The 18,348-nt window shown below is 68.1% G+C and carries 15 protein-coding genes; 4 read left to right on the top strand and 11 right to left on the bottom strand.

Features of this window, described 5'->3' with window-relative positions; translation table 11 throughout:
* Positions 1–81: 81 nt before the first annotated feature.
* The 3 genes from J2Z30_RS47660 to J2Z30_RS47650 form a co-directional block, all read right to left on the bottom strand.
* Entirely contained in the window at positions 82–1,512 is a 1,431-nt protein-coding gene (locus J2Z30_RS47660; protein ID WP_044566504.1) for an APC family permease, read from the bottom strand.
* Between the two features lie 205 nt (positions 1,513–1,717).
* The gene (locus J2Z30_RS47655) at positions 1,718–2,128 is read right to left on the bottom strand and encodes a cupin domain-containing protein (protein ID WP_044566505.1); all 411 of its coding nucleotides are present in this window, start codon (positions 2,126–2,128) and stop codon (positions 1,718–1,720) included.
* A 214-nt stretch (positions 2,129–2,342) separates the two neighbouring features.
* The gene (locus J2Z30_RS47650) at positions 2,343–2,804 is read right to left on the bottom strand and encodes a MarR family winged helix-turn-helix transcriptional regulator (protein WP_044580635.1); all 462 of its coding nucleotides are present in this window, start codon (positions 2,802–2,804) and stop codon (positions 2,343–2,345) included.
* A 119-nt stretch (positions 2,805–2,923) separates the two neighbouring features.
* Between J2Z30_RS47650 and J2Z30_RS47645 the strand changes: the two genes are divergently transcribed.
* Positions 2,924–4,195: an alpha/beta hydrolase gene (locus J2Z30_RS47645; protein WP_044566506.1), complete on the top strand. Its 1,272-nt coding sequence runs from the start codon at positions 2,924–2,926 to the stop codon at positions 4,193–4,195.
* A gap of 142 nt (positions 4,196–4,337) precedes the next feature.
* Here J2Z30_RS47645 and J2Z30_RS47640 read toward each other — a convergent pair whose 3' ends face one another.
* From J2Z30_RS47640 to J2Z30_RS47625, 4 genes are all read right to left on the bottom strand, one after another.
* On the bottom strand, positions 4,338–5,471 hold the full coding sequence (locus J2Z30_RS47640; RefSeq protein ID WP_078956367.1) for a branched-chain amino acid aminotransferase: 1,134 nt from the start codon (positions 5,469–5,471) through the stop codon (positions 4,338–4,340).
* Positions 5,472–5,560: 89 nt separating this feature from the next.
* Positions 5,561–6,322, bottom strand: a complete 762-nt coding sequence (locus J2Z30_RS47635; RefSeq protein ID WP_044566509.1) for an SDR family NAD(P)-dependent oxidoreductase — start codon at positions 6,320–6,322, stop codon at positions 5,561–5,563.
* A 20-nt stretch (positions 6,323–6,342) separates the two neighbouring features.
* Positions 6,343–7,482, bottom strand: a complete 1,140-nt coding sequence (locus tag J2Z30_RS47630) for an acyl-CoA dehydrogenase family protein (protein ID WP_044566512.1) — start codon at positions 7,480–7,482, stop codon at positions 6,343–6,345.
* Positions 7,483–7,525: 43 nt separating this feature from the next.
* On the bottom strand, positions 7,526–11,011 hold the full coding sequence (locus tag J2Z30_RS47625; RefSeq protein ID WP_044566514.1) for an indolepyruvate ferredoxin oxidoreductase family protein: 3,486 nt from the start codon (positions 11,009–11,011) through the stop codon (positions 7,526–7,528).
* Between the two features lie 163 nt (positions 11,012–11,174).
* Between J2Z30_RS47625 and J2Z30_RS47620 the strand changes: the two genes are divergently transcribed.
* The gene (locus J2Z30_RS47620; RefSeq protein ID WP_044566515.1) at positions 11,175–11,615 is read left to right on the top strand and encodes an Lrp/AsnC family transcriptional regulator; all 441 of its coding nucleotides are present in this window, start codon (positions 11,175–11,177) and stop codon (positions 11,613–11,615) included.
* 218 nt (positions 11,616–11,833) lie between these two features.
* On the opposite strand, the gene J2Z30_RS47615 is transcribed toward J2Z30_RS47620, so the two are convergent.
* The 4 genes from J2Z30_RS47615 to J2Z30_RS47600 all read right to left on the bottom strand — a co-directional run bounded on the left by J2Z30_RS47615 (position 11,834) and on the right by J2Z30_RS47600 (position 16,803).
* The gene (locus tag J2Z30_RS47615) at positions 11,834–13,816 is read right to left on the bottom strand and encodes an ATP-binding SpoIIE family protein phosphatase (RefSeq protein WP_052701092.1); all 1,983 of its coding nucleotides are present in this window, start codon (positions 13,814–13,816) and stop codon (positions 11,834–11,836) included.
* Positions 13,817–15,007: 1,191 nt separating this feature from the next.
* Positions 15,008–15,349: an ATPase, T2SS/T4P/T4SS family gene (locus J2Z30_RS47610; protein ID WP_308280281.1), complete on the bottom strand. Its 342-nt coding sequence runs from the start codon at positions 15,347–15,349 to the stop codon at positions 15,008–15,010.
* A gap of 18 nt (positions 15,350–15,367) precedes the next feature.
* Positions 15,368–16,299 (bottom strand): IS5 family transposase gene (locus tag J2Z30_RS47605; protein ID WP_372453422.1). Its coding sequence is split into 2 segments (ribosomal slippage): positions 15,368–15,855 and positions 15,855–16,299, totalling 933 coding nucleotides; the frame shifts between segments, so codons are not numbered across the junction.
* 54 nt (positions 16,300–16,353) lie between these two features.
* Entirely contained in the window at positions 16,354–16,803 is a 450-nt protein-coding gene (locus tag J2Z30_RS47600) for a MerR family transcriptional regulator (RefSeq protein WP_044566520.1), read from the bottom strand.
* Between the two features lie 86 nt (positions 16,804–16,889).
* Between J2Z30_RS47600 and J2Z30_RS47595 the strand changes: the two genes are divergently transcribed.
* Both J2Z30_RS47595 and J2Z30_RS47590 read left to right on the top strand, forming a co-directional pair.
* Positions 16,890–17,831 (top strand): alpha/beta hydrolase fold domain-containing protein, encoded by a 942-nt coding sequence (locus tag J2Z30_RS47595; protein WP_044566521.1) that lies wholly within the window; start codon positions 16,890–16,892, stop codon positions 17,829–17,831.
* 23 nt (positions 17,832–17,854) lie between these two features.
* Positions 17,855–18,253: an ester cyclase gene (locus tag J2Z30_RS47590; RefSeq protein WP_044566523.1), complete on the top strand. Its 399-nt coding sequence runs from the start codon at positions 17,855–17,857 to the stop codon at positions 18,251–18,253.
* Positions 18,254–18,348 lie beyond the last annotated feature (95 nt).

Raw genomic sequence — 18,348 nt, 5'->3', positions numbered from 1 at the left:
CTTTTTCAGGCAGGCGTGTGGTGTGGCTGAGGGGAGAAGACCGCGGGGCGCGGCGCGCCCCGCGGGAGGTGGTGGTCGGGCTTACTTGGCGAGGCCGGCGTCGAGGATCATGGCCTGGTTCCTGGACGAAGCGAAGGCACCGTAGACGGCTGCGGCGATGGGGATGAGCGGCATGAGAGCGATGATCAGGGCGTCGCTGCCGGTGACCGCCTCGTAGTTGTCCACGACGATCCACATCGTGGTGAGCAGTCCGGCACCCGCCAGACCGGGTGCGACCAGAGTCTCCCAGCGGCTCTCGGCCAGCTTGCCCCGCAGCCGCGCCGCCATCACGCTCATGCAGCAGCCTGCCATGAGGGCCAGCAAGGAGAGGGAGGTGATGCCCGAGACGGCTGGGAAGAGATTGATGAGGGGGTCGGCGTGGGTGAGGACGAAGGGGACCAGCAGGACGACGGAGAGGACTATCTGTACGTAGGACCCGAGGTAGGGGGTGCCGTGGCGGGAGTGGACGCGCGCCAGGGAACTGGGCAGCAGCCGGGAGCGTCCGAGGGCGAACAGATAGCGGGTGGACATGTTGTGGAAGGACACGGCCGAGGCCAGGAAACTACAGGCGACCAGGGCGCTGAGCGATGACCCCGACCAGTTGCCGAGGTAGCGGTCGGCGGCCGTGAAGATGAGGGCCCCCGGATCGCCGGCCGCCGTTGCCTCCACATCGGCGAAGGCGGCGGTGATGGACCAGGTGGAGAGGGTGAAGATGGCGACCAGGATGGCCAGAGCGCTGTAGGTCGCCACCTTGATACTGCGGCGGGCGGCCCGAGCCTCTTCACCGTAGATGGCCGCTGCCTCGAAGCCGGTGAAGGAGAGGATGCAGAACACCAGTGTGAGGGCCACGTTGCCGTGGATGGCCTCCTGAGGGGAAAGGACCTCCATGGACCAGCCGTGCGGACGCTCCAACAAGATCACTACACCGAGCACCAGGATGACGGCGAACTGGGCCAGTGATACCACGGTCGTGACGCGCTGGGCGATTTCCACGCCGCGTATGCCGAGGACGAAGGTGATCAACAGCGCGATCGCGCCGTAGACGTACCAGGCGGCCGTGAAACCGGTGCAGGACTCGACGGCCAGCCCCGCGAAGTAGCCGGTCGCCGCGATCATGCCGCCGGTCGCCAGGTTGTAGACGAGGCCGGCGACGAAGGCCGACGCGGCACCGGCCGTCTTGCCGAGCCCGTAGCCTATGAAGGCGAAGTAGGCGCCGGCGTTGGTGACATGCCGGGTCAGGACCACGTACCCCACGGCGAAGAGGGCCATGAGGGCCCCGACGACGAGCAGAAGTGCGACCGTGCCACGGCCTACGCCGAGGCCCAGGCTCAGGGAGAGGTTGGAGGCCATCGCGGTCAACGGTGCCGTTGCGGCGATAACCATGAAGACCATGCCGAAGGCGCCGATGGAGCCACGGCGGAGTGATGTCTGTTCCGGGGGTCTCGCAGTCGTGGATTGACGCTGCACGGTCATGGTTCCTCCTGGGGGAATGCACCGGGCCTTGTGGTGCGTCGGAGACAGCGTGTGCAGCCGCGCGACGGGGGAACCGGGCAGGGGTGAGCGGCGTCCTCAGCCCGGTTTCTGGTGGATGATGCCGCAGCATCGGAAGGTACTCACGGGCCGGCTCGGGGAGGGGGAACGACCGCCGGCCCGTGAGGCTTGGGGAAGCGTCGAGCGCTCAGGCGGTGTCGCCGTCAGTGATGAATTCGCCCCGGTCGTTGGAGACCCACGGCTCCGGCTCCGCGCTCGGCGACTTCTCGAGCAGCTCGATGACGTAGTGGGTGTTGCCCTCTTCACCGACGTTGCGGATCCGGTGGGGGTTGATTGGTCCGTTCTGGCCGACGGTCCGGTAGAGAACGAAGCCGGGCTCAGCGTTCTGTACGATCCCCCACTCGTCATGGCCGAGTTCCTGCCCCTGAGATCGACCGGAGACGGGCCAGATGATGACGTGGTCGTGGTGATGCTGGTGGAAGGGGGGCTCGTCGGGCTGACCGGGAGCGAGTGTCATCGACCACACCCGCACACGGTCGTTCTCGAACAGAAGTGTGTCGCCCGGCGCGTCGGTGTACCGGGTGTTGGCCTCCGTCATGAGGCACCTCCGTTTTCGCTTGCTCGCAGATGCCTCTCGGCTGGAAGCGGCGAGGCCGAGGGAAGCCACACCGAGCCCAAGTTGGATCCGCAAGTTCACAGATTGGATACCATTTGGAGACTGGCAGTCGGTGTGCGGCGACGTCAAGGTTTCTTCGCGGGAAAGATATGAACTTGTTTTCGCGTCTTCCCGGCGGCCGGGCCGCATGGGCGTTTCACAGGCCGTCGTAGATGACGGCGAGGCGCCGTAGTACCTCGGTGGCCGCGCGCAGGGCCTGGTCGTCGAGGTGCTGGAGCGCTTCGTCGAGGGCGCGCCCGAGAACCTGCTCGCGTTCGCGGTGGCGCCGCAGTCCGGCCGGGGTGAGGGTCACGAGGACGGATCGGCGGTCGTTATCGGGGCGTTCGCGCGTGACGTGGCCGGCCCGCACCAGGCCGTTGACCAGCTGTGTGGCCGCCGCTCCGGTGGTCTCGGCGCGTTCGGCGAGTCGCTTGACCGGGAGCGGGCCTTCCTCGGCCAGAACTCGCAGGGCCCTGGCGTGGGTGAGTGATAGCGCCCCGGGGGTCCTTGTCGCTCTCCCTCGCAGCCGGGCGTCGGCGGCGCTGAGGCTGTAGGCGGCCCGGGTGAGGGCGTCCAGGGGTGCGCGGCGTTCGTGGGCGGGGGTGCGGGCTTCGGGCACCGGCGACACGGCCTCTCTGGGGCGGGAGTGGTGGGTTGACCTGACAGGAGGTTAGCATTAGTACTTATTAAATAAGTACTTAGCGATGGCTTCCTGAGTCGTGAACGAAAGGACTTGCCATGACTGTGCGTTCCGCGGGCCAAAGCTGGGCACTGGACATCGCGCTCGCTCAAGGTGGCTTCGACGCCCTGCACCCTGCCGCTAAGGGCACCATGGAGCAGCTGGGGCACGACCACACCGACTTCGACAAGGTCTTCGCCCAGGTCAAGAGCGGCGCGATGCTGCCCAAGGCGTGGGCGACCGTCGCCGCGCAGGCCGAGGAACGGGCCGCGCACCACGAGGTCGGGGGTTATGCGCGGACGGCCGCGGACCTCTACGTGCGGGCTGCGGTGATGTGGGGACGTGCCCAGTACTCGATCTTCGATGCGGACGACCCCCGCAAGATGGCCTTCCGTGAGCGCTGCAACCACTGCGTGGCCCGGCTCGGGGCGCTCCGTGACGATCGGGTGCGCCGGGTGGTTCTGGACTTCGAGGGCAAGAAGATCTACGCCCTGTTGCACCTGCCGGCGGGGGAGGTCCGCGACGCCCCGGCCGTCCTCCTCGGTCCCGGTATGGACATGATCAAGGAGGACTACATCTACGCCGCCGAGCGCTACTACACCTCCCACGGCATCGTCGCCCTCTCGATCGAGGGTCCGGGCCAGGGCGAGTCACGCGCCAGCGGTCTGACCGTGGACCTGACCAACTACGAGCGTGCGATCAGCCGCTATCTCGACTTCCTGTCCGACCTGCCGGAGGTCGATGCCCAGCGCATCGGCATGTTCGGGATCAGCATGAGCGGTTACTGGGGCTTGCGCGCGGCGGCCACCGACTCCCGACTGGCGGCCATGGCCGGGTTCGAGGGTGTGACGGGCGACTTCGAGACGATCTTCGGCAGGGCTCAGCCGACCTTCAAGAGCAATTACATGTACATGGCTGGTTACGCCGACGAAGACCTCTTCGACGCCGAGCTGGCGCGGCGCATGCCGCTGGGCGATCTCGTCGCCGACATCACCTGTCCGGTGTTCATGGGGATCGGCGAGTTCGACGAGCTCACTCAGCTCGAGCAGGCGCTTGCCACCTACGAGCGGGTCCGGGCGCCCAAGGAGATGCGGGTCTACGAGAACGAGTTCCACCCGCTGGGAGGCACCGCCGCGGAGGTCTTCCGGTTCGGCGCCGAATGGCTGGAGAGGGCACTCGCGGGCGAGCTGAGCACGCCGGGCCGGGATGTGCGGCACTACGTCCACGACGACGGCCGTACCACGGATGGCACCGCGTGTCCCAGTTGGTGGCTGGGCACCACTCCTCGGCAGATCGCCGAAGCGGCCGATTCCGCCGCCTCGGCGACCTGAGGGGAGGGGCTGGCGTGTGCGCCGATCAACGCACACGCCCCAGCCACCCCGTCCCCAGCCACCCCGTTACGCTCTGCCATGCCGAAGGCGTCGCTCCTTGCCCGTCGCTCTCACCGGTGCGGCCGGCGTGTGTCCCGGCCGTTCAGACGCAAGGGTGCAGCCAGCCGTGGAGGTCGGCCTCCAGGCCCGTCTGGCGGCGCAGCAGGGCATCGCGCAGCCGCAGGGAAACGGGGCCGGGCCGGCCATCGCCGACCGTCCAGCCGGCCCCCGAGGTTTTGGCCTGCCCGACCGGAGTGATGACGGCCGCCGTGCCGCATGCGAAGACCTCGCTGATCGAACCGTTCGCGCAGCCGCTCTGCCAGTCCTGAAGGCTGATGCGGGTTTCACATGTCCGATAGCCGAGCTCGTCGGCGATCGTGAGGAGTGAGTCGCGGGTGACGCCGGCCAGGAGGGTGTCCGTGAGCTGTGGTGTGACGATGGTGGCGTCGCCTCCGCTGCCGTAGACGAAGCACAGATTCATCACTCCGACTTCCTCGATCCACCGGCGCTCCCGTGCGTCGAGCCATACGACCTGGTCGCAGCCGTGGTCGGCCGCCTCGGCCTGGGCAATCAGGGAAGCGGCGTAGTTCCCGGCGCACTTGGCCGCACCGGTTCCGCCCGGGGCAGCGCGTACGTACTGCTCGGACACCCACACGGACACCGGGTTGACGCCGCCGGAGAAGTAGGCGCCCGCTGGGGTGGCGATGACCATGAAACGGTAGGCGGCGGCCGGTCTCACACCCAGCGTGTTCTCGGCGGCGAACATGAAAGGCCGCAGGTACAGGGCCTGCTCGGCGCCATGGGGCACCCATGCCTCGTCATGCCGCACCAACAGCTCACAGGCTTCGATGAAGGTCTCGACCGGGAGTTCCGGCATGGCCAGTCGGCGGGCGCTGCGCTGGAAGCGCCGGGCGTTGGCCTCCGGACGGAAGAGGGCGGCCGTTCTGTCCGGCTGGGCGTACGCCTTGAGCCCCTCGAAGATCGCCTGCCCGTAGTGGAGCGTCATGTTGGCCGGGTCCATGGCGAACGGTGCGTAGGGCTCGACGCGGGCGTTGTGCCAGCCGTGCTCGGTGCTCCAGTCGATGGTGACCATGTGGTCGGTGAAGTGACGGCCGAATCCGGGGGCCGCCAGGACCGCGTCGCGGTCGGCCGAGGGCCGTGGTGAGGGGTGTGGATGCTGCTCGAAGGTGATGCGAGATGTCACGGGACTGTCCTTGGAGTCGCAACGGCTGGCCATGAGCCGTTGTCGGGGCTGGATCCTGCCCGCCGCCGAGCCCCGGCGTGCGGGATCCGCGACGCCGGCCCGGCGCGGATGGGGTGTGGCGGTCAGCGAGGGGCCATGCGCAGGGCCCCGTCCATCCGGACGGTTTCGCCGTTGAGGTAATCGTGCTCGGCGAGAATGGCCACCAGGCGGGCGTACTCGGCGGGGTCCGCCAGGCGTTTCGGGAAGGGCACACCGCCCGCGAGGTTGGTTCGGACCTCGTCGGAGAAGCCGGCCATCATAGGGGTGTCGACGATGCCGGGGGCGATGGTCATCACCCGAATGCCGTGATCGGCCAGATCGCGGGCGGCGACGAGGGTGAGGCCGACGACACCGGCCTTGGACGCGGTGTACGCGGCCTGCCCCACCTGCCCCTCGAAAGCGGCGATGGAGGCGGTACTGACGATCAGGCCGCGCTGGCCGTTCTCGTCCGGTTCGGCTTCGGCGATGGCTGCCGCCGCCAGCCGCAGGACGTTGAACGTACCGACGAGATTGACGTCGACAACGGTCTGGAACAGCTCGAGGCTGTGCGGGCCGCGGCGTCCGAGGACGCGGGCGGAAGGGGCGATGCCCGCACAGTTGACGGCCAGGCGGAGCGGGACGCCGTCGGCGCGGATGCGGTCCAGGGCCGCTTGAACCGGCTCTTCACGGGTGACGTCGGTGGGCAGGAGCGTCACGTTGGACGGCGGCGTACCCATGTTCTGGAGGGCGGCTTCGAGGTCCAGCCCGTAGACGCGAGCGCCCTGTTGGGCGAGGAGGGCTGCCGTGGCGGCGCCCAGGCCGGAGGCGGCACCGGTCACCAGGGCGGCACTACCGTTGATCTGCATGAGGGTCTCCCAGGTGGCGGTCAGCGGGCCAGCCGGCGGCAGATGACCAGCCGCTGGATCTGGTTGGTTCCTTCGAAGATCTGCATGATCTTGGCTTCGCGCATGTAGCGCTCGACGGGGTAGTCGCGGGTGTAGCCGTAGCCGCCGAAGACCTGGACGGCGTCCGTGGTGACCTTCATGGCGGCGTCGGTCGCGATCAGCTTGGCGACGCTGGCTTGGCGACTGTGCGGGCGCCCTCGGTCCCGGCGGCGGGCGGCGTCCAGGTAGGTGGCGCGTGCGGAGTCGACCGCTGCGGCCATGTCGGCCAGAAGGAAGCCGAGGCCCTGGTGATCGATGATTTTGCGGCCGAAGGCGGTGCGTTCGTGGGCATAGGCGACCGCGGCGTCCAGGGCGGCCTGGGCCAGCCCGGTGGCGCAGGCGGCGATGCCCAGTCTTCCCGAGTCCAGGGCACTGAAGGCGATCTTGAGTCCCTGGCCTTCGCGGCCGATGAGCCGGTCCGGGGCGAGGAGGGCGCCGTCCCAGAAGGCCGCCGTGGTGGGGATGGCGTGCAGGCCCATCTTCTCCTCGGGGCGGCCGAAGGTGAGGCCGTCGGCCTGTCCGGGCGCGAAGAAGCAGGAGATACCGTCGCTGCCCGGACCGGTACGGGCGAACAGGGCGTAGAAATCCGCCTTGCCGCCATGGGTGATCCAGGCTTTGGCGCCGTTGATCCGGTAGCCGTCCGGGCCCTTGTCGGCGCGGCAGGTCAGTGCCGCAGCATCGGAGCCGGCCTGTGGTTCGGAGAGGCTGTAGCCGCCGATGAGGGAACCGCTGAGGATGCCCTCCGCCCAGCGCTGGCACTGAGCGGTGGTGCCGGCGCTCAGGAGAGGGAAGGCGGCGAGGCTATGAACGCTGGCGGCTACGGCGACGGCGACCCAGCGTGCTGCCAGCTCCTCGAGGACCTGGAGGTAGACCTCGTAGGGCTGGTTACCGCCGCCGAACTCCTCCGGGTAGGGCAGGCCGAGCAGCCCGGCCTGCCCCAGAAGGCCGAACAGGCCATCGGGGTAGGTCCCGGCGCGCTCGTGTTCATCGACACGGGGTGCGAGTTCCTTGTCGGCGATGTCGCGGACGAGGTCGAGCAGGTCCTCGGCCTCCCGCGTGGGCAGCAGACGGTCGACAGGCATGACGAAGGCTCCTGGCTGTGGGCAGTGGAAGGGAGCGAGAGGGTCAGGCGGACACCGAGGTCGGTTCGGCCAGCCCGGCAAGGGCCTCGCGTGCCTTCTCGCGGAAGTCGGCGATGGCTGCCAGCTTGATGTCCTCGTAGCCGCGGATGGTGTCGGTGAGCCGAACCAGGTCCTCGACCTTGGCGGCGTTGTCCGATGTCAGGTGCGCGAGAGCGGCTCGGACCAGATGCGAGTACTCCGCGATCAGCGTGCGCTCCAGGCGGCGGACCTTCGCATATCCGAAGAGGTCCATCCGGGTTCCGCGCAGTCCTCGCAGGGCGTAGAGCGTCCGGAAGGCGGCGGGCGCGGTGCGCCGGAGGCGGATCTTGCGTTTCATGCCCAGGGCGCGGAGCACCGGTGGGTGCAGCATGACGGAGACGGCGGCGCCGGCACCGAACTCGTCCTCGATCTTGGCCTGCTCCACGGCGTCCAGGTGCAGCCGGGCCACCTCGTACTCGTCCTTGTACGCCATGAGTTTGTGGAGTCCCTGGGCGTAGGCGATCGCGATGCGCTCGCCGGCCTCGTCGCCGACCCGCTGTCCGGCCACGGTGGCCACCTGCCGTACCTCCTCGGCGTATTGCCGCGCGTACGCCTCGTTCTGGTAGGCGATCAAGTCGGCGCTGCGCAGTGCTATGACGTCTCTCAGGCTCCCGGAGGGCGCGGCGGCGTCCGCGATGGTCCGTGCCGCGGGGGTGATGTCGAGAATCTCCCGGGCGGGCGCGGCGATGGCACGCCGCACGGCCTCGGGGTCGATGACCGCTGCCCGCCCCCAGCGGAAGGCGGCGAGGTTCTTGTCCACGGCAGCGCCGTTGAGGCGGATCGCGGCTTCGATGGACTGATCCGTCAGGGGAACGCAGCCGTGCTGATAGGCGGCGCCGATGAGCAGCATGTTGGTCGGCATGTGGTCGCCGAACAGCGATTCGGCCAGGCCCTGGGCATCGAGGTACAGGTTCTTCTTGGAGCGGCTGACCGATTCGATCCGCTCCAGTGCGTCGTCCGGGGAGCCGGGCATGACGACCCGGTTGGTGACCATCGCGGCGGTGGGCACGATGGCGGTGTTGATGATGGCGATGGTGTGACCGGGGCGGGCCACCCGCAGGGTGGAGTCGGCGGCCGCCCCGAGCAGGTCGAAGCCGATGACCACATCCGCGGTCGCGTGGGAGGCCCGCAGGGCTCCAGTCACAGGGGCCGAGGAGATCCGCACGTCGCTGAGGACGGGGCCGCCCTTCTGCGCGAGTCCAGTCTGCTCCAGTCCGGCGGCGTAGCGGCCGTCGAGATGGGCCGCCATCTGCAGGATCTGTGACACTGTCACGACGCCGGTGCCGCCGATCCCGGGCATGCGCAGAAGGGTGCTGTTCCCGGACAGGACGGAGCCGGGCGCGGTCAGTTCCACGGGCAGTCCGGGAAGGGGCCGGGAAGACCGCTTGTCCTTCGGCTCCACGAGGAGGAAGGAGGGACAGTCGCCCTTCAGACAGCTGAAGTCCGAGTTGCAGGAGGCCCGGTGGATCTGGGTCTTGCGGCCGAACTCGGTGGCGACGGGCTGCACCGACAGACAGGTGGACACGTCGCCGCAGTCACCGCAGCCCTCACAGACCCGCTGGTTGATGACCACCTTCTCGGCGGGGGTGGGCAGCTGACCGCGCTTGCGCAGCCGGCGCTCCTCCGCGGCGCACCGATCGTCATGGATGAGCACGGTCACGCCCTCGACGGCGGCCAGTACCTTCTCCGCTTCGGGCAGGTCGTCGCGGTGTCGCACCGTGGCGATCGGGTCGAGGCGAATACCGCGGTAGCCGGCCGGCTCGGCGGTGGTCACGACGACCTTCCGTACGCCCTCCAAGGCGAGCCAGCGGGTCAGGGCCGGCACGTCAAGGCGCCCTTCGGGGCGCTGGCCCCCGGTCATGGCGACGGCGTCGTTGTAGAGCAGCTTGTAGGTCATCGTGACGCCCGCGGCCACCGCCGCGCGAATGGCGAGCGACCCGGAGTGGTGGAAGGTGCCGTCACCAAGGTTCTGCACGAAGTGCCGGTCCTCGGTGAAGGGAGCGAGCCCGATCCACTGAGCACCCTCCCCTCCCATCTGGGTCAGCCCGATCTGGTTGCCGCGACCCGCGCCGTCCAACGCGATCATGATGTGGCAGCCGATGCCCACCCCGACGAGAGTGTCGTCGTCGGCACGGGTGGAGGCGCTGTGCGGACATCCCGAGCAGAAGTACGGTGTGCGCGCCGAAACGGTAGGCACCGCGATGCGGGCCGGGGCCGGCGGCTTCAGGGCAGCCAGCTGAACGGAAGCGGTGTGCGGCAGACGGTCGGGCCCGATCCGCGTGGCCAGCGCCTTGGCCACGTCTTCGGCGCCCACCGTGCCGCGGGCGGTCAGCAGCGGGCGGCCGTTCTCACCGCGGCGGCCCACCACGGTGGGCGCGCCGGTCGTGCCGTAGAGGGCTTCCTTGAGGTGGCCTTCGAGGAAGGGCACCTTGTCCTCGACGACGAGAACCTGGTCGAGGCCGGCGGTCATGGCCACCAGTTCCTCCGCTGACAGGGGGAACGGCATCGCCAGGCGGATCAGACGGATGCCCAGGTCCTCCATGGCGGACTCGTCGATACCGAGGTCGGCGAGGGCACGTTGCACCACGGCGTAGGAGGTTCCGGAGGCCACCACGCCCAAGGTCGCTTGCCGGGCGCTGAAGACGACGTGGTTCAGTTTCGTCTGACGGGCGTAGTCACGTGCCAGATCCAGGCGGCGGGTGAGCATGTCGTGCTCGGCGTCCAGCGAGGCGGGACCGACGAGGGTGGGGGGTGCCCCGCGAGGGCTGTCGGGGGGTGCGGGGACGTCCAGCCGCAACGCGTCGAGGTCGACGACCGCGGTGGCGTCCGCGATGTCCGCGACGATCTTCAGGCCGGTCCACAGGCCGGTGGCGCGGGACAGGGCCACGGCATGCAGCCCGAGCTCGATGATCTCCGCCACGGTGCCGGGTGTGAGCAGGGGCATGGCCAGGCTCTGGCACATCGGCTCGCACGAACTGGGCACCGTCGAGGACTTGGCTCCTGGGTCGTCGCCGATCCAGGCCACCGCTCCGCCCAGCGCCGCGGTGCCGGCCACAGTGGAGTGCCGGATCGCGTCGGACGCCCGGTCCAGTCCGGGGTTCTTGCCGTACCAGAACCCGGTGACCCCGTCGTGACGACGTCCGGGGACCTGCCCCAGTACCTGTGTCCCGGCTACCGCGGTCGCGGCCAGCTCTTCGTTCAGACCTGGCCGGAACACCACGCCGCCGGGGTCCAGGAAGCGGCGTGCCCTGGCCATCTCCATATCGACCCCGCCCAGCGGCGAGCCCTGGTAGCCGGTCACGAACGCACGGGTGTTCAGGCCACGTGCCTCGTCGAAACGGCGCTGTTCGAGGGTCAGTCGCACCAGGGCCTGGATTCCTGAGATCAGTACCCGGCCGCTGCGGGCCGTGTACTTGTCGTCAAGCGATACCGCGGCAGGATCGGTGCTCATGCGCGCCTCCTCGAGGTCATGGGTCCGGGCGCCAAGGACAACAACATCCCCCTGCGCGACACAAGTAACTTGCGAGAAATCGCGGGCCAGAAGCAAAGAACTTGACCATATGGCGCTGGCAGATCCATTTTATTGTCAACCGCTGGGTGTGATGGAGGTACGGATGACAGAGATCGACGACATCGACCGCCAGCTGCTGCGCATGCTCCACGAAGACGGGCGGCGCACCTTCTCGGACATGGCGACCGACGTGGGACTGTCGGTGGCCGCGGTCAAACGCCGTGTGGACCGGCTTCGGGAGAGTGGCGTGATCACCGGCTTCACCGTGCAGGTCGACCACACCAAGCTCGGCTGGGGCATCGAGGCGTTCGTGGAGCTGTCCTACACCGGAACCACGCCGGTTGGGGAGATTGTCCGCACCGCCTACAAGGTCCCCGAGGTCCAAGCCGTCTTCACCATCGCCGGGGATCCGGACGCCCTGGTACACGTCCGCGTCCGCGACATCGAGCATCTCCAGCAGGTCATCGACAGCCTTCGTCGCGCCGGTCAGGTAACCGGGACCAAAACGCTCATGGCTCTCGGCTCCTGGACGCGGAACGCCTGATCGGCCGGTGCCCACCAGAGGACAGGTGCCGTACGCCGAGGTGTTGGGCTTCAGCCATCAGGTCAGCCGGTCGGGGCGTTCTCTGTGCGGCGAGAATCCGGACGGCACGGCATGGCGTATGCCGCCTGCGGTGCGCCCGTATGGCCCGCGTCCGGCGGCAGCCGACGCCTGGCCGTCGTCGTGGCCGGGTGAGCGAGCGGCGACCGCCACCAGCGGTCTCACAGTGCCGGAGGAATCTTGAGTTCGAACCAAGTGGTCTTTCCGCGACCGGCCGGCGAGCTTCCCCAGGCGGAGGCCAGGGCATCGACGATGAGCAGCCCGCGCCCGGACTCCGCCTCCTGGTTACCCGGTTCGTCAGGGCCGACGAAGACGACGGGGACGGGCGGATGAGGGTCGCTGTCCCGCACCTCCACGCGCAGGCGGTCCGGGTACTCCCGGAACCTGACATCCACCTCACTGTGGGCGTGGATCAAGGCGTTGGTAACAACCTCAGAAGTGAGAAGCTCCAGGTCGTCGGCGAGTGTGTCGAGATCCCAGGCACGTAGCAGGTTACGCAGGGTGTCGCGTATGTATCCCACCTGTTGCAGGTCGTGGCGCTGTGCGAAGGTGCGGGCCACGCGTCGGTGAGGGTGCTCCTGCGTTCCTTCGTAGCGCAGGAGCAGCAGCGCGGCATCGTCTTCGCGCAGCGCCTGAGGACGAGAGACGCCGATGAGCTGGTCGGCCACCACCTCCAGGTTCTGCGCGCTGCCTTCGGCCAGGCGGTGGGAAAGTTGCTCGGCGGCGGCGTCGGCGCCCACGTGCCGGGCGTCGAGCAGACCATCGGTGTACAGCGCGATCATTTCGCCTGGTGACAGTTCGATCTCCGTCTGAGGGTAGACCGCTCCAGGATCGACCCCTAGCGGCGGGCCGGCGAGCAGGTCGGGGACCGCTGTCATGCCGCTCCGACCACCCATGACGGGAGGGTGGTGACCCGCGCTGGCCACCACGGCGCCGCCCGTGTCCAAGTCCAGCCACAAGCAGCAGCAGGTGGCGAACAGGTCGGTGTCCAGATCGGCGATCAGGCGGTTGCTGCGGCTCAGCACAATGGACGGATCGTGCCCCTCGGCCGCGTAGGACCGCACCGCGGTACGGATCTGGCCCATGGTTCCAGCTGCCCGAAGGCTGTGGCCCTCGACATCCCCGATGACGAATCCGACGCCCCGGCCGGGCAGCGGGACGACGTCGTACCAGTCGCCTCCCACGTCGGGCCCCGCGGTCGTCGGCAGATAGCGTGCGGTGATGTCGACCTCGGCCAGATGGGGCAGGCTCCGCGGCAGCAGCCCCTGCTGGAGACCTTGCGCCAGGGCGTGCTCGAGCTCGAACGCCCGGGTCTTTTCCAGGGACTGGCCCATCTGCCCCAGCATGATCATGAGGAGTGCGCGTTCCTCGAATCGCAGCCTGCGGGGCTGGTCGAAAACCAGGACGCAGCATCCAACGGCCCGTCCATCCGCGATCAGCGGCAGAAAGGCCCAAGACTGTCCCTCCTCGATCCGTTCGAGGCCAGGGTATGAGGCGCGAAGATCCTCAGCCGATTCGAAGAACATCGGGGCGATCTTCACCACCGCGTCGGCTTCCGGCGTGTGCCGGGACAGCGGAAGTCCGTTCACGTGGCGCACGGCTTCTTTGGGAAAGCCGGCCGACCCAACAACGTGCAGCCGCGCGCTTTCCACCAGGCACAGCATCACCGCCCGACCGCCCAAGGGCTGCGCCACTTGGGTCCATGCGGTCGAAACGACATCACGCGGGCGCACCGCGGCGGTCAGCTCGGAGGCGAGTTCGAGCAACTGGTAGATGAACGTACTGGCTGTGGCCGAGGAGCCGACCGCCGCCTGCCAGTCGTCCCGTGCGTCCGCCGCCGGCGCTGCCACCTTCTGGGGAGGCGGTTCGTTCACGGAGACGAACAGCGGCACGAAGGGCGCCTCCATCGTGACGCCCTGTTCGCTGAGCATCTGCAGGTCGAGCGCCAGAGCGTCCGAGACCGTTGTCAGATACTGCAACGCTTCCGCGTCGATCAGGCGCGGAGGAACCCAGCGCAGGGTTATGGAGCCGAATCTGTGCTCCGGTGTACGGAGCGGAGCGGAGGCCACGAACATGGGGAATGGTACGTACAGGACCAGCGCCGGATCATCACTGATCATCTTCTGTATGTCCGCCTCGCGCATGAGTACCCGCTCACCTGTGCGGTGTGCCCTCGCTGAGGACCGCCAACGGTCATCTACGGGCATTCTTGGTGACACGGTGAACCCCAAGGGGCTGTCCATTGTCACAGCGGCGGCCAATTCCCGACCGTCGCCCGTCAAGAGGTAGACCGTGCTCGTACTCGCTCGCAGGCGCGAGTGAAGCCGCCGCAGTGCCGCGGCCATCACCTCGTTACGGTGCGCCGTCACCGGTCCACCGCCGGAACTACTCGCCCCAGGTGGCTTCTGTCTCATACATACCTTCTCGGAATGATCTGCGACCCATTTATCCTCTCATGTCACCTATTAGCGCCTGAAATGCTGAAAACTTGCCCAACGTGGCTTCAGTGCCGGCCACCCCACGCGCAAGGCCACACCGGGAAGGTGTTGCAGGTCTCTCCGCCTGGTTGAGCGTGAAGGGTGTCTTTATTGGCATACGGTGGTTGACCTGGAGCTTTGCGCTCGCCCAGGTGTGGGCATGATCAGTGACGCCGAGATCCTTGTGCTTCGGCATGAGGTCGCTGTGCTTCGTCTGCAGGTAGAGCGGCCGCGGCTTTCATGGGCTGATCGTGCCGTGCTCTCCACCCCGGTCTCGCCAGGCACCTGCCACCTGTCGTACGTCGCCATCGGCTGATCACTCCGGGCACGCTGTTGGCCTGGCACCGCCGTCTGGTGCGCTGGCGCCTGGCGCGAGAGAACCCGACCTGGGGATACGTCAGGATCCAAGGTGAGCTGCGACGGCTTGGCCATCGGGTCGCCGCCGCCACGATCCGGCGCGTTCTGCGCCGCTCCGGCCTGCCGCCCGCACCGCAGCGAGCATCTCAGCAGGCGTCACAACCCACCCGACCGGTGCTTGGGTCGCCCAACTCGCCCGCAACCTGCTCATGGATCTCGAGGAGAGGGCTGGGTGCTTCCGGTTCCTCATCCGGGACCGGGACAGCAAGTTCACCGCCGCGTTCGACGCCGTCTTCGCGGGCAACGGCACAGCCGTCATACCGACTCCGCCGCAGAGCCCGTGGTCCAACGCGTTCGCCGAACCCCTCACCACGTACGCCAAGCACTACAACGCGGGACGGGCTCACCGCGGCCTCGGCCTACGAGCACCTGACGACGACCCAAACGTCATCCTCCTGCCTGCTGCCACGGTCAGGCGCCGCCAAGTACTTGGCGGACTGATCAACGAGTACCACACCACGTCACCCCGACTGCCTCACCGTCCACAGGAAAGGCCCAGCTCAGCTGCCTGATCGGAATATTGGCACCCTTCACCTCAAGGTTGGGTTCCCGGGCCTGCATGGCCACTACGTTGGGATGAGCGGCCGTATCGGTGTTGAGGCCGAGCTCGAAAGTGTCCTCGATGGTGATCAGCCGTTCGGTCGGCGGGATCTGCGAGGCGAAGGCCCTCACCACGGTGGTCTTCCCGACGTTGGTGCCACCGCCGATGATGATATTCCTCCGAGCCCGCACCAGCGCCGAGACAAAACCGGCCATGGCCTCATCGCACGCCCCAAGGAGCACTAGGCACTGTTTCTTGGATCACGTGCGGAGCCAGATCGTGAGGGCAGCGAGGGTGACGGTGCCGAGGTAGATGTAGGCGCGTTTCTCGTAGCGTGTGGCGACGCCGCGGAAGCCTTTCAGACGGTTGATGGCACGCTCGACGGTGTTGCGTTTCTTGTAGCGTTCGCTGTCGAACCCGGTGGGCCGACCGCCACGGGAACCGCGGTTATAGCGGTGTCTGCGCTGGTCGCGTCGTTCGGGGATGGTGTGTGAAATGCCGCGTCGTCGCAGGTAGCGGCGGTTTCTGCGGGACGTGTAGGCCTTATCGGCCAGGACGTGGTCAGGTCTCGTGCGGGGCCGTCCCGCTCCGGTGCGGGGGACGGACACCTGTGTCAGTACGCGCTCGAACTGGGGACCGTCACCGTAGTGTCCGGGGGTCAGGATGAGGGCCAGCGGCCGGCATCGTCCGTCGGCGACAAGGTGGATCTTGGTGGTGAGGCCGCCGCGGGAGCGCCCCAGGCGCTCGCCGAGCTGACCACCTCCGCCAGCCGGACGGCCAGTCTCCGTAGGACCGGATCGACCTGGTTCGTCCCCCGGTCGGCCCCCCTTTGAGGCACCGCGGCGGGCGGTGCTTTCCTCGCGCCGGCGGCATGCTGGTGTGCTCGCACTGCGGTGGAGTCCACCGACACGTCCCAGTCGATCCGGTCCGCGGCGTCCTCGGCGGCCTGCACCTTCGACAGCAGCATCTTCCACGTTCCGTCCGCCGACCAGCGGCGATGGCGCTTGTAGACGGTCTCCCACGGCCCGAACCGCTCCGGCAGATCCCGCCACTGCACCCCCGTCCGCACCCGGTACAACACTCCGTTGATGACCCGCCGGTGATCACTCCATCGGCCCCCACGCGTACCGCCTCGAGGCAGGAACGACTCCAACCGATCCCACTCCGCATTCGTCAGGTCTCCGCGTCCCATGCAACCAGCCTGGACTCAACACCCCACCCCCGTCGGAAGATCCGAGGAGCAGCGCTAGCTGTCACGGTTTGCCATGGCCTCCAAGGCGAGGCAGGTCGGTGTCTGGCCGGTCCACAGTGTGCCTGCGGTGCCTGATTCGACGTGCTCGGCGTACAGGCGGGCCTTGGCCTCGATCACCGCGAGGTTCTCCGTCATCTGGGCCAGTTCGGCCCGCACGCGGATTTCATGGGTGCGCAGGAGTTCAAGGCGTTGCTGTTCGTTGCCCGGGCCGGCGGCGACCAGCTCGGCGTAGCGCCGAATGTCGCTCAGCGGCATGCCGCAGGCACGGAAGCGGTTGCAGAGCTGGAGCCATTCGACGTCGAAGGCGGAGTAGCGGCGCTGCCCGCCGCTGCTGCGTCCCACCGAGCCCAGCAGCAGTCCTTGTCTCTCGTAGTAGCGCAGGGTGTGGATACCCAGTCCGGTGCGCTCGCTGACCTCGCCGATGGTGAGGCTCTCGTCACTCATCCCCGCTCCCTTTCTTGACCTAGACCGAGGTCTAGATCGTAGCGTCGTCGTTGACCACGAAGAACGACAATCCCGGAGCATGCACCATGTCTTTTTCCCTCGACCCCGAGCTGGCCGCGGTGTTCGCCGCCAGTGCCGGTGACACGCCGCCCGAGCCTTTGGCGCCCGGTGACTGGAAGACCTGGCGGGACAGCGTTGCTGCTGTCTATCCGGCCCTGACCTCCGGTCTCGACCGGCCCGAGGTCGGGCATCAGGTGTTCAGCGCGGCCACGCGGGACGGCGCGCAGATCGATCTGCACTGGTTCACCCCGTCCGGCGTCGCCGGTCCGACCGCGGCCGTCGTTCACGCTCACGGGGGCGGTCTGGTCGCCGGCGAGGTGGCGCACTTCGCCCCGTTCATCGCCCAGTACGTCGCCGCCGCCGGTGTGCCGTTCTTGTCGGTGGAGTACCGGCTGGCCCCGGAGGTGGCCGGCTCGACCCTCGCCGACGACGTGTACACGGGGCTGACCTGGCTGATCGAGCACGCGCACGAGCTGGGCGTGGATGCGGCCCGGATCGCGGTGATGGGCGAGAGCGCCGGCGCCACCCTGGCGGCGGCCACGGCGATCCGCGCCCGCCAGGACGGCGTCGTCCTGGCCCGGCAGATCCTCGTCTACCCCATGCTCGACAACAGCGACACCCCACTCGACCCGCACCTGCACGCCTTCTCCGCCGACCTGTACACCCTCAAGAACACCGCCTGGCAGCTCGTGCTCGGCGACGCCCACACCGACGACGCGCCCGCCACGATCGTCCCGGCCCGCCTGGAGGACCACACCGGCCTGCCTCCGGCCTACCTCGAAGTCGGCGAGCTCGACGCCTTCCGGGACGAGACCGTCGCCTACGCCCAGCGGCTCTGGTCGGCCGACGTCAGCGCCGAACTGCACGTCCTGCCCGGCCTGAGCCACGGCTGGGACCACTTCGCACCCGGCATCTCCGTGCACGCCCCGGTCTACGCCCGCCGCGTCGCCCTCCTGAAGTCCCTCTGACCAACGAACAGCAAGGAAAGACCATGAGCACTCCGGACCTGCGCAAGCTGTACCTCGACTACATCGAGGCCATCAACGCCCGGCAATTCCACCGGATGGCCGAGTTCGCCCACGACACCCTCGTCTTCAACGGGGAGCCGGTCTCACGGGACGACTACGTCGCCACGATGCGGCAGCACATGGACGCCGTGGACAACTTCGTCTGGCGCCTCGACGACCTCATCATCGAGGGCGACCGGGTGGCGGCCCGGCTCACCGACACCGGCACCCCGGTCAAGCAGTGGCTCGGACTGGAGCCCACCGGCCGGAGCGTCACCTTCACCGAATACGCCTTCTACCACTTCCGCGACGGCCGCTTCGAGAACATGTGGTACCTGCTCGACGCCCAGACCATCCAGCAGCAACTAACCGTCCGTGGCTAACGGTGGTTTGTTAAGGCGGGAGTGGGAGGTGGTGGCTGAGTGGTCGGCCGGTACTGACTGCGTTGATCAGGTTTTGTAACTCTGCTGGAGGGGGC

This window comes from Streptomyces iranensis (genome assembly GCF_017874715.1).
GTDB classification, from domain to species: domain Bacteria; phylum Actinomycetota; class Actinomycetes; order Streptomycetales; family Streptomycetaceae; genus Streptomyces; species Streptomyces iranensis.
The sequence above is the reverse complement of the archived record's forward strand: the minus strand, read 5'-3'. Positions and strand labels throughout refer to the sequence as shown.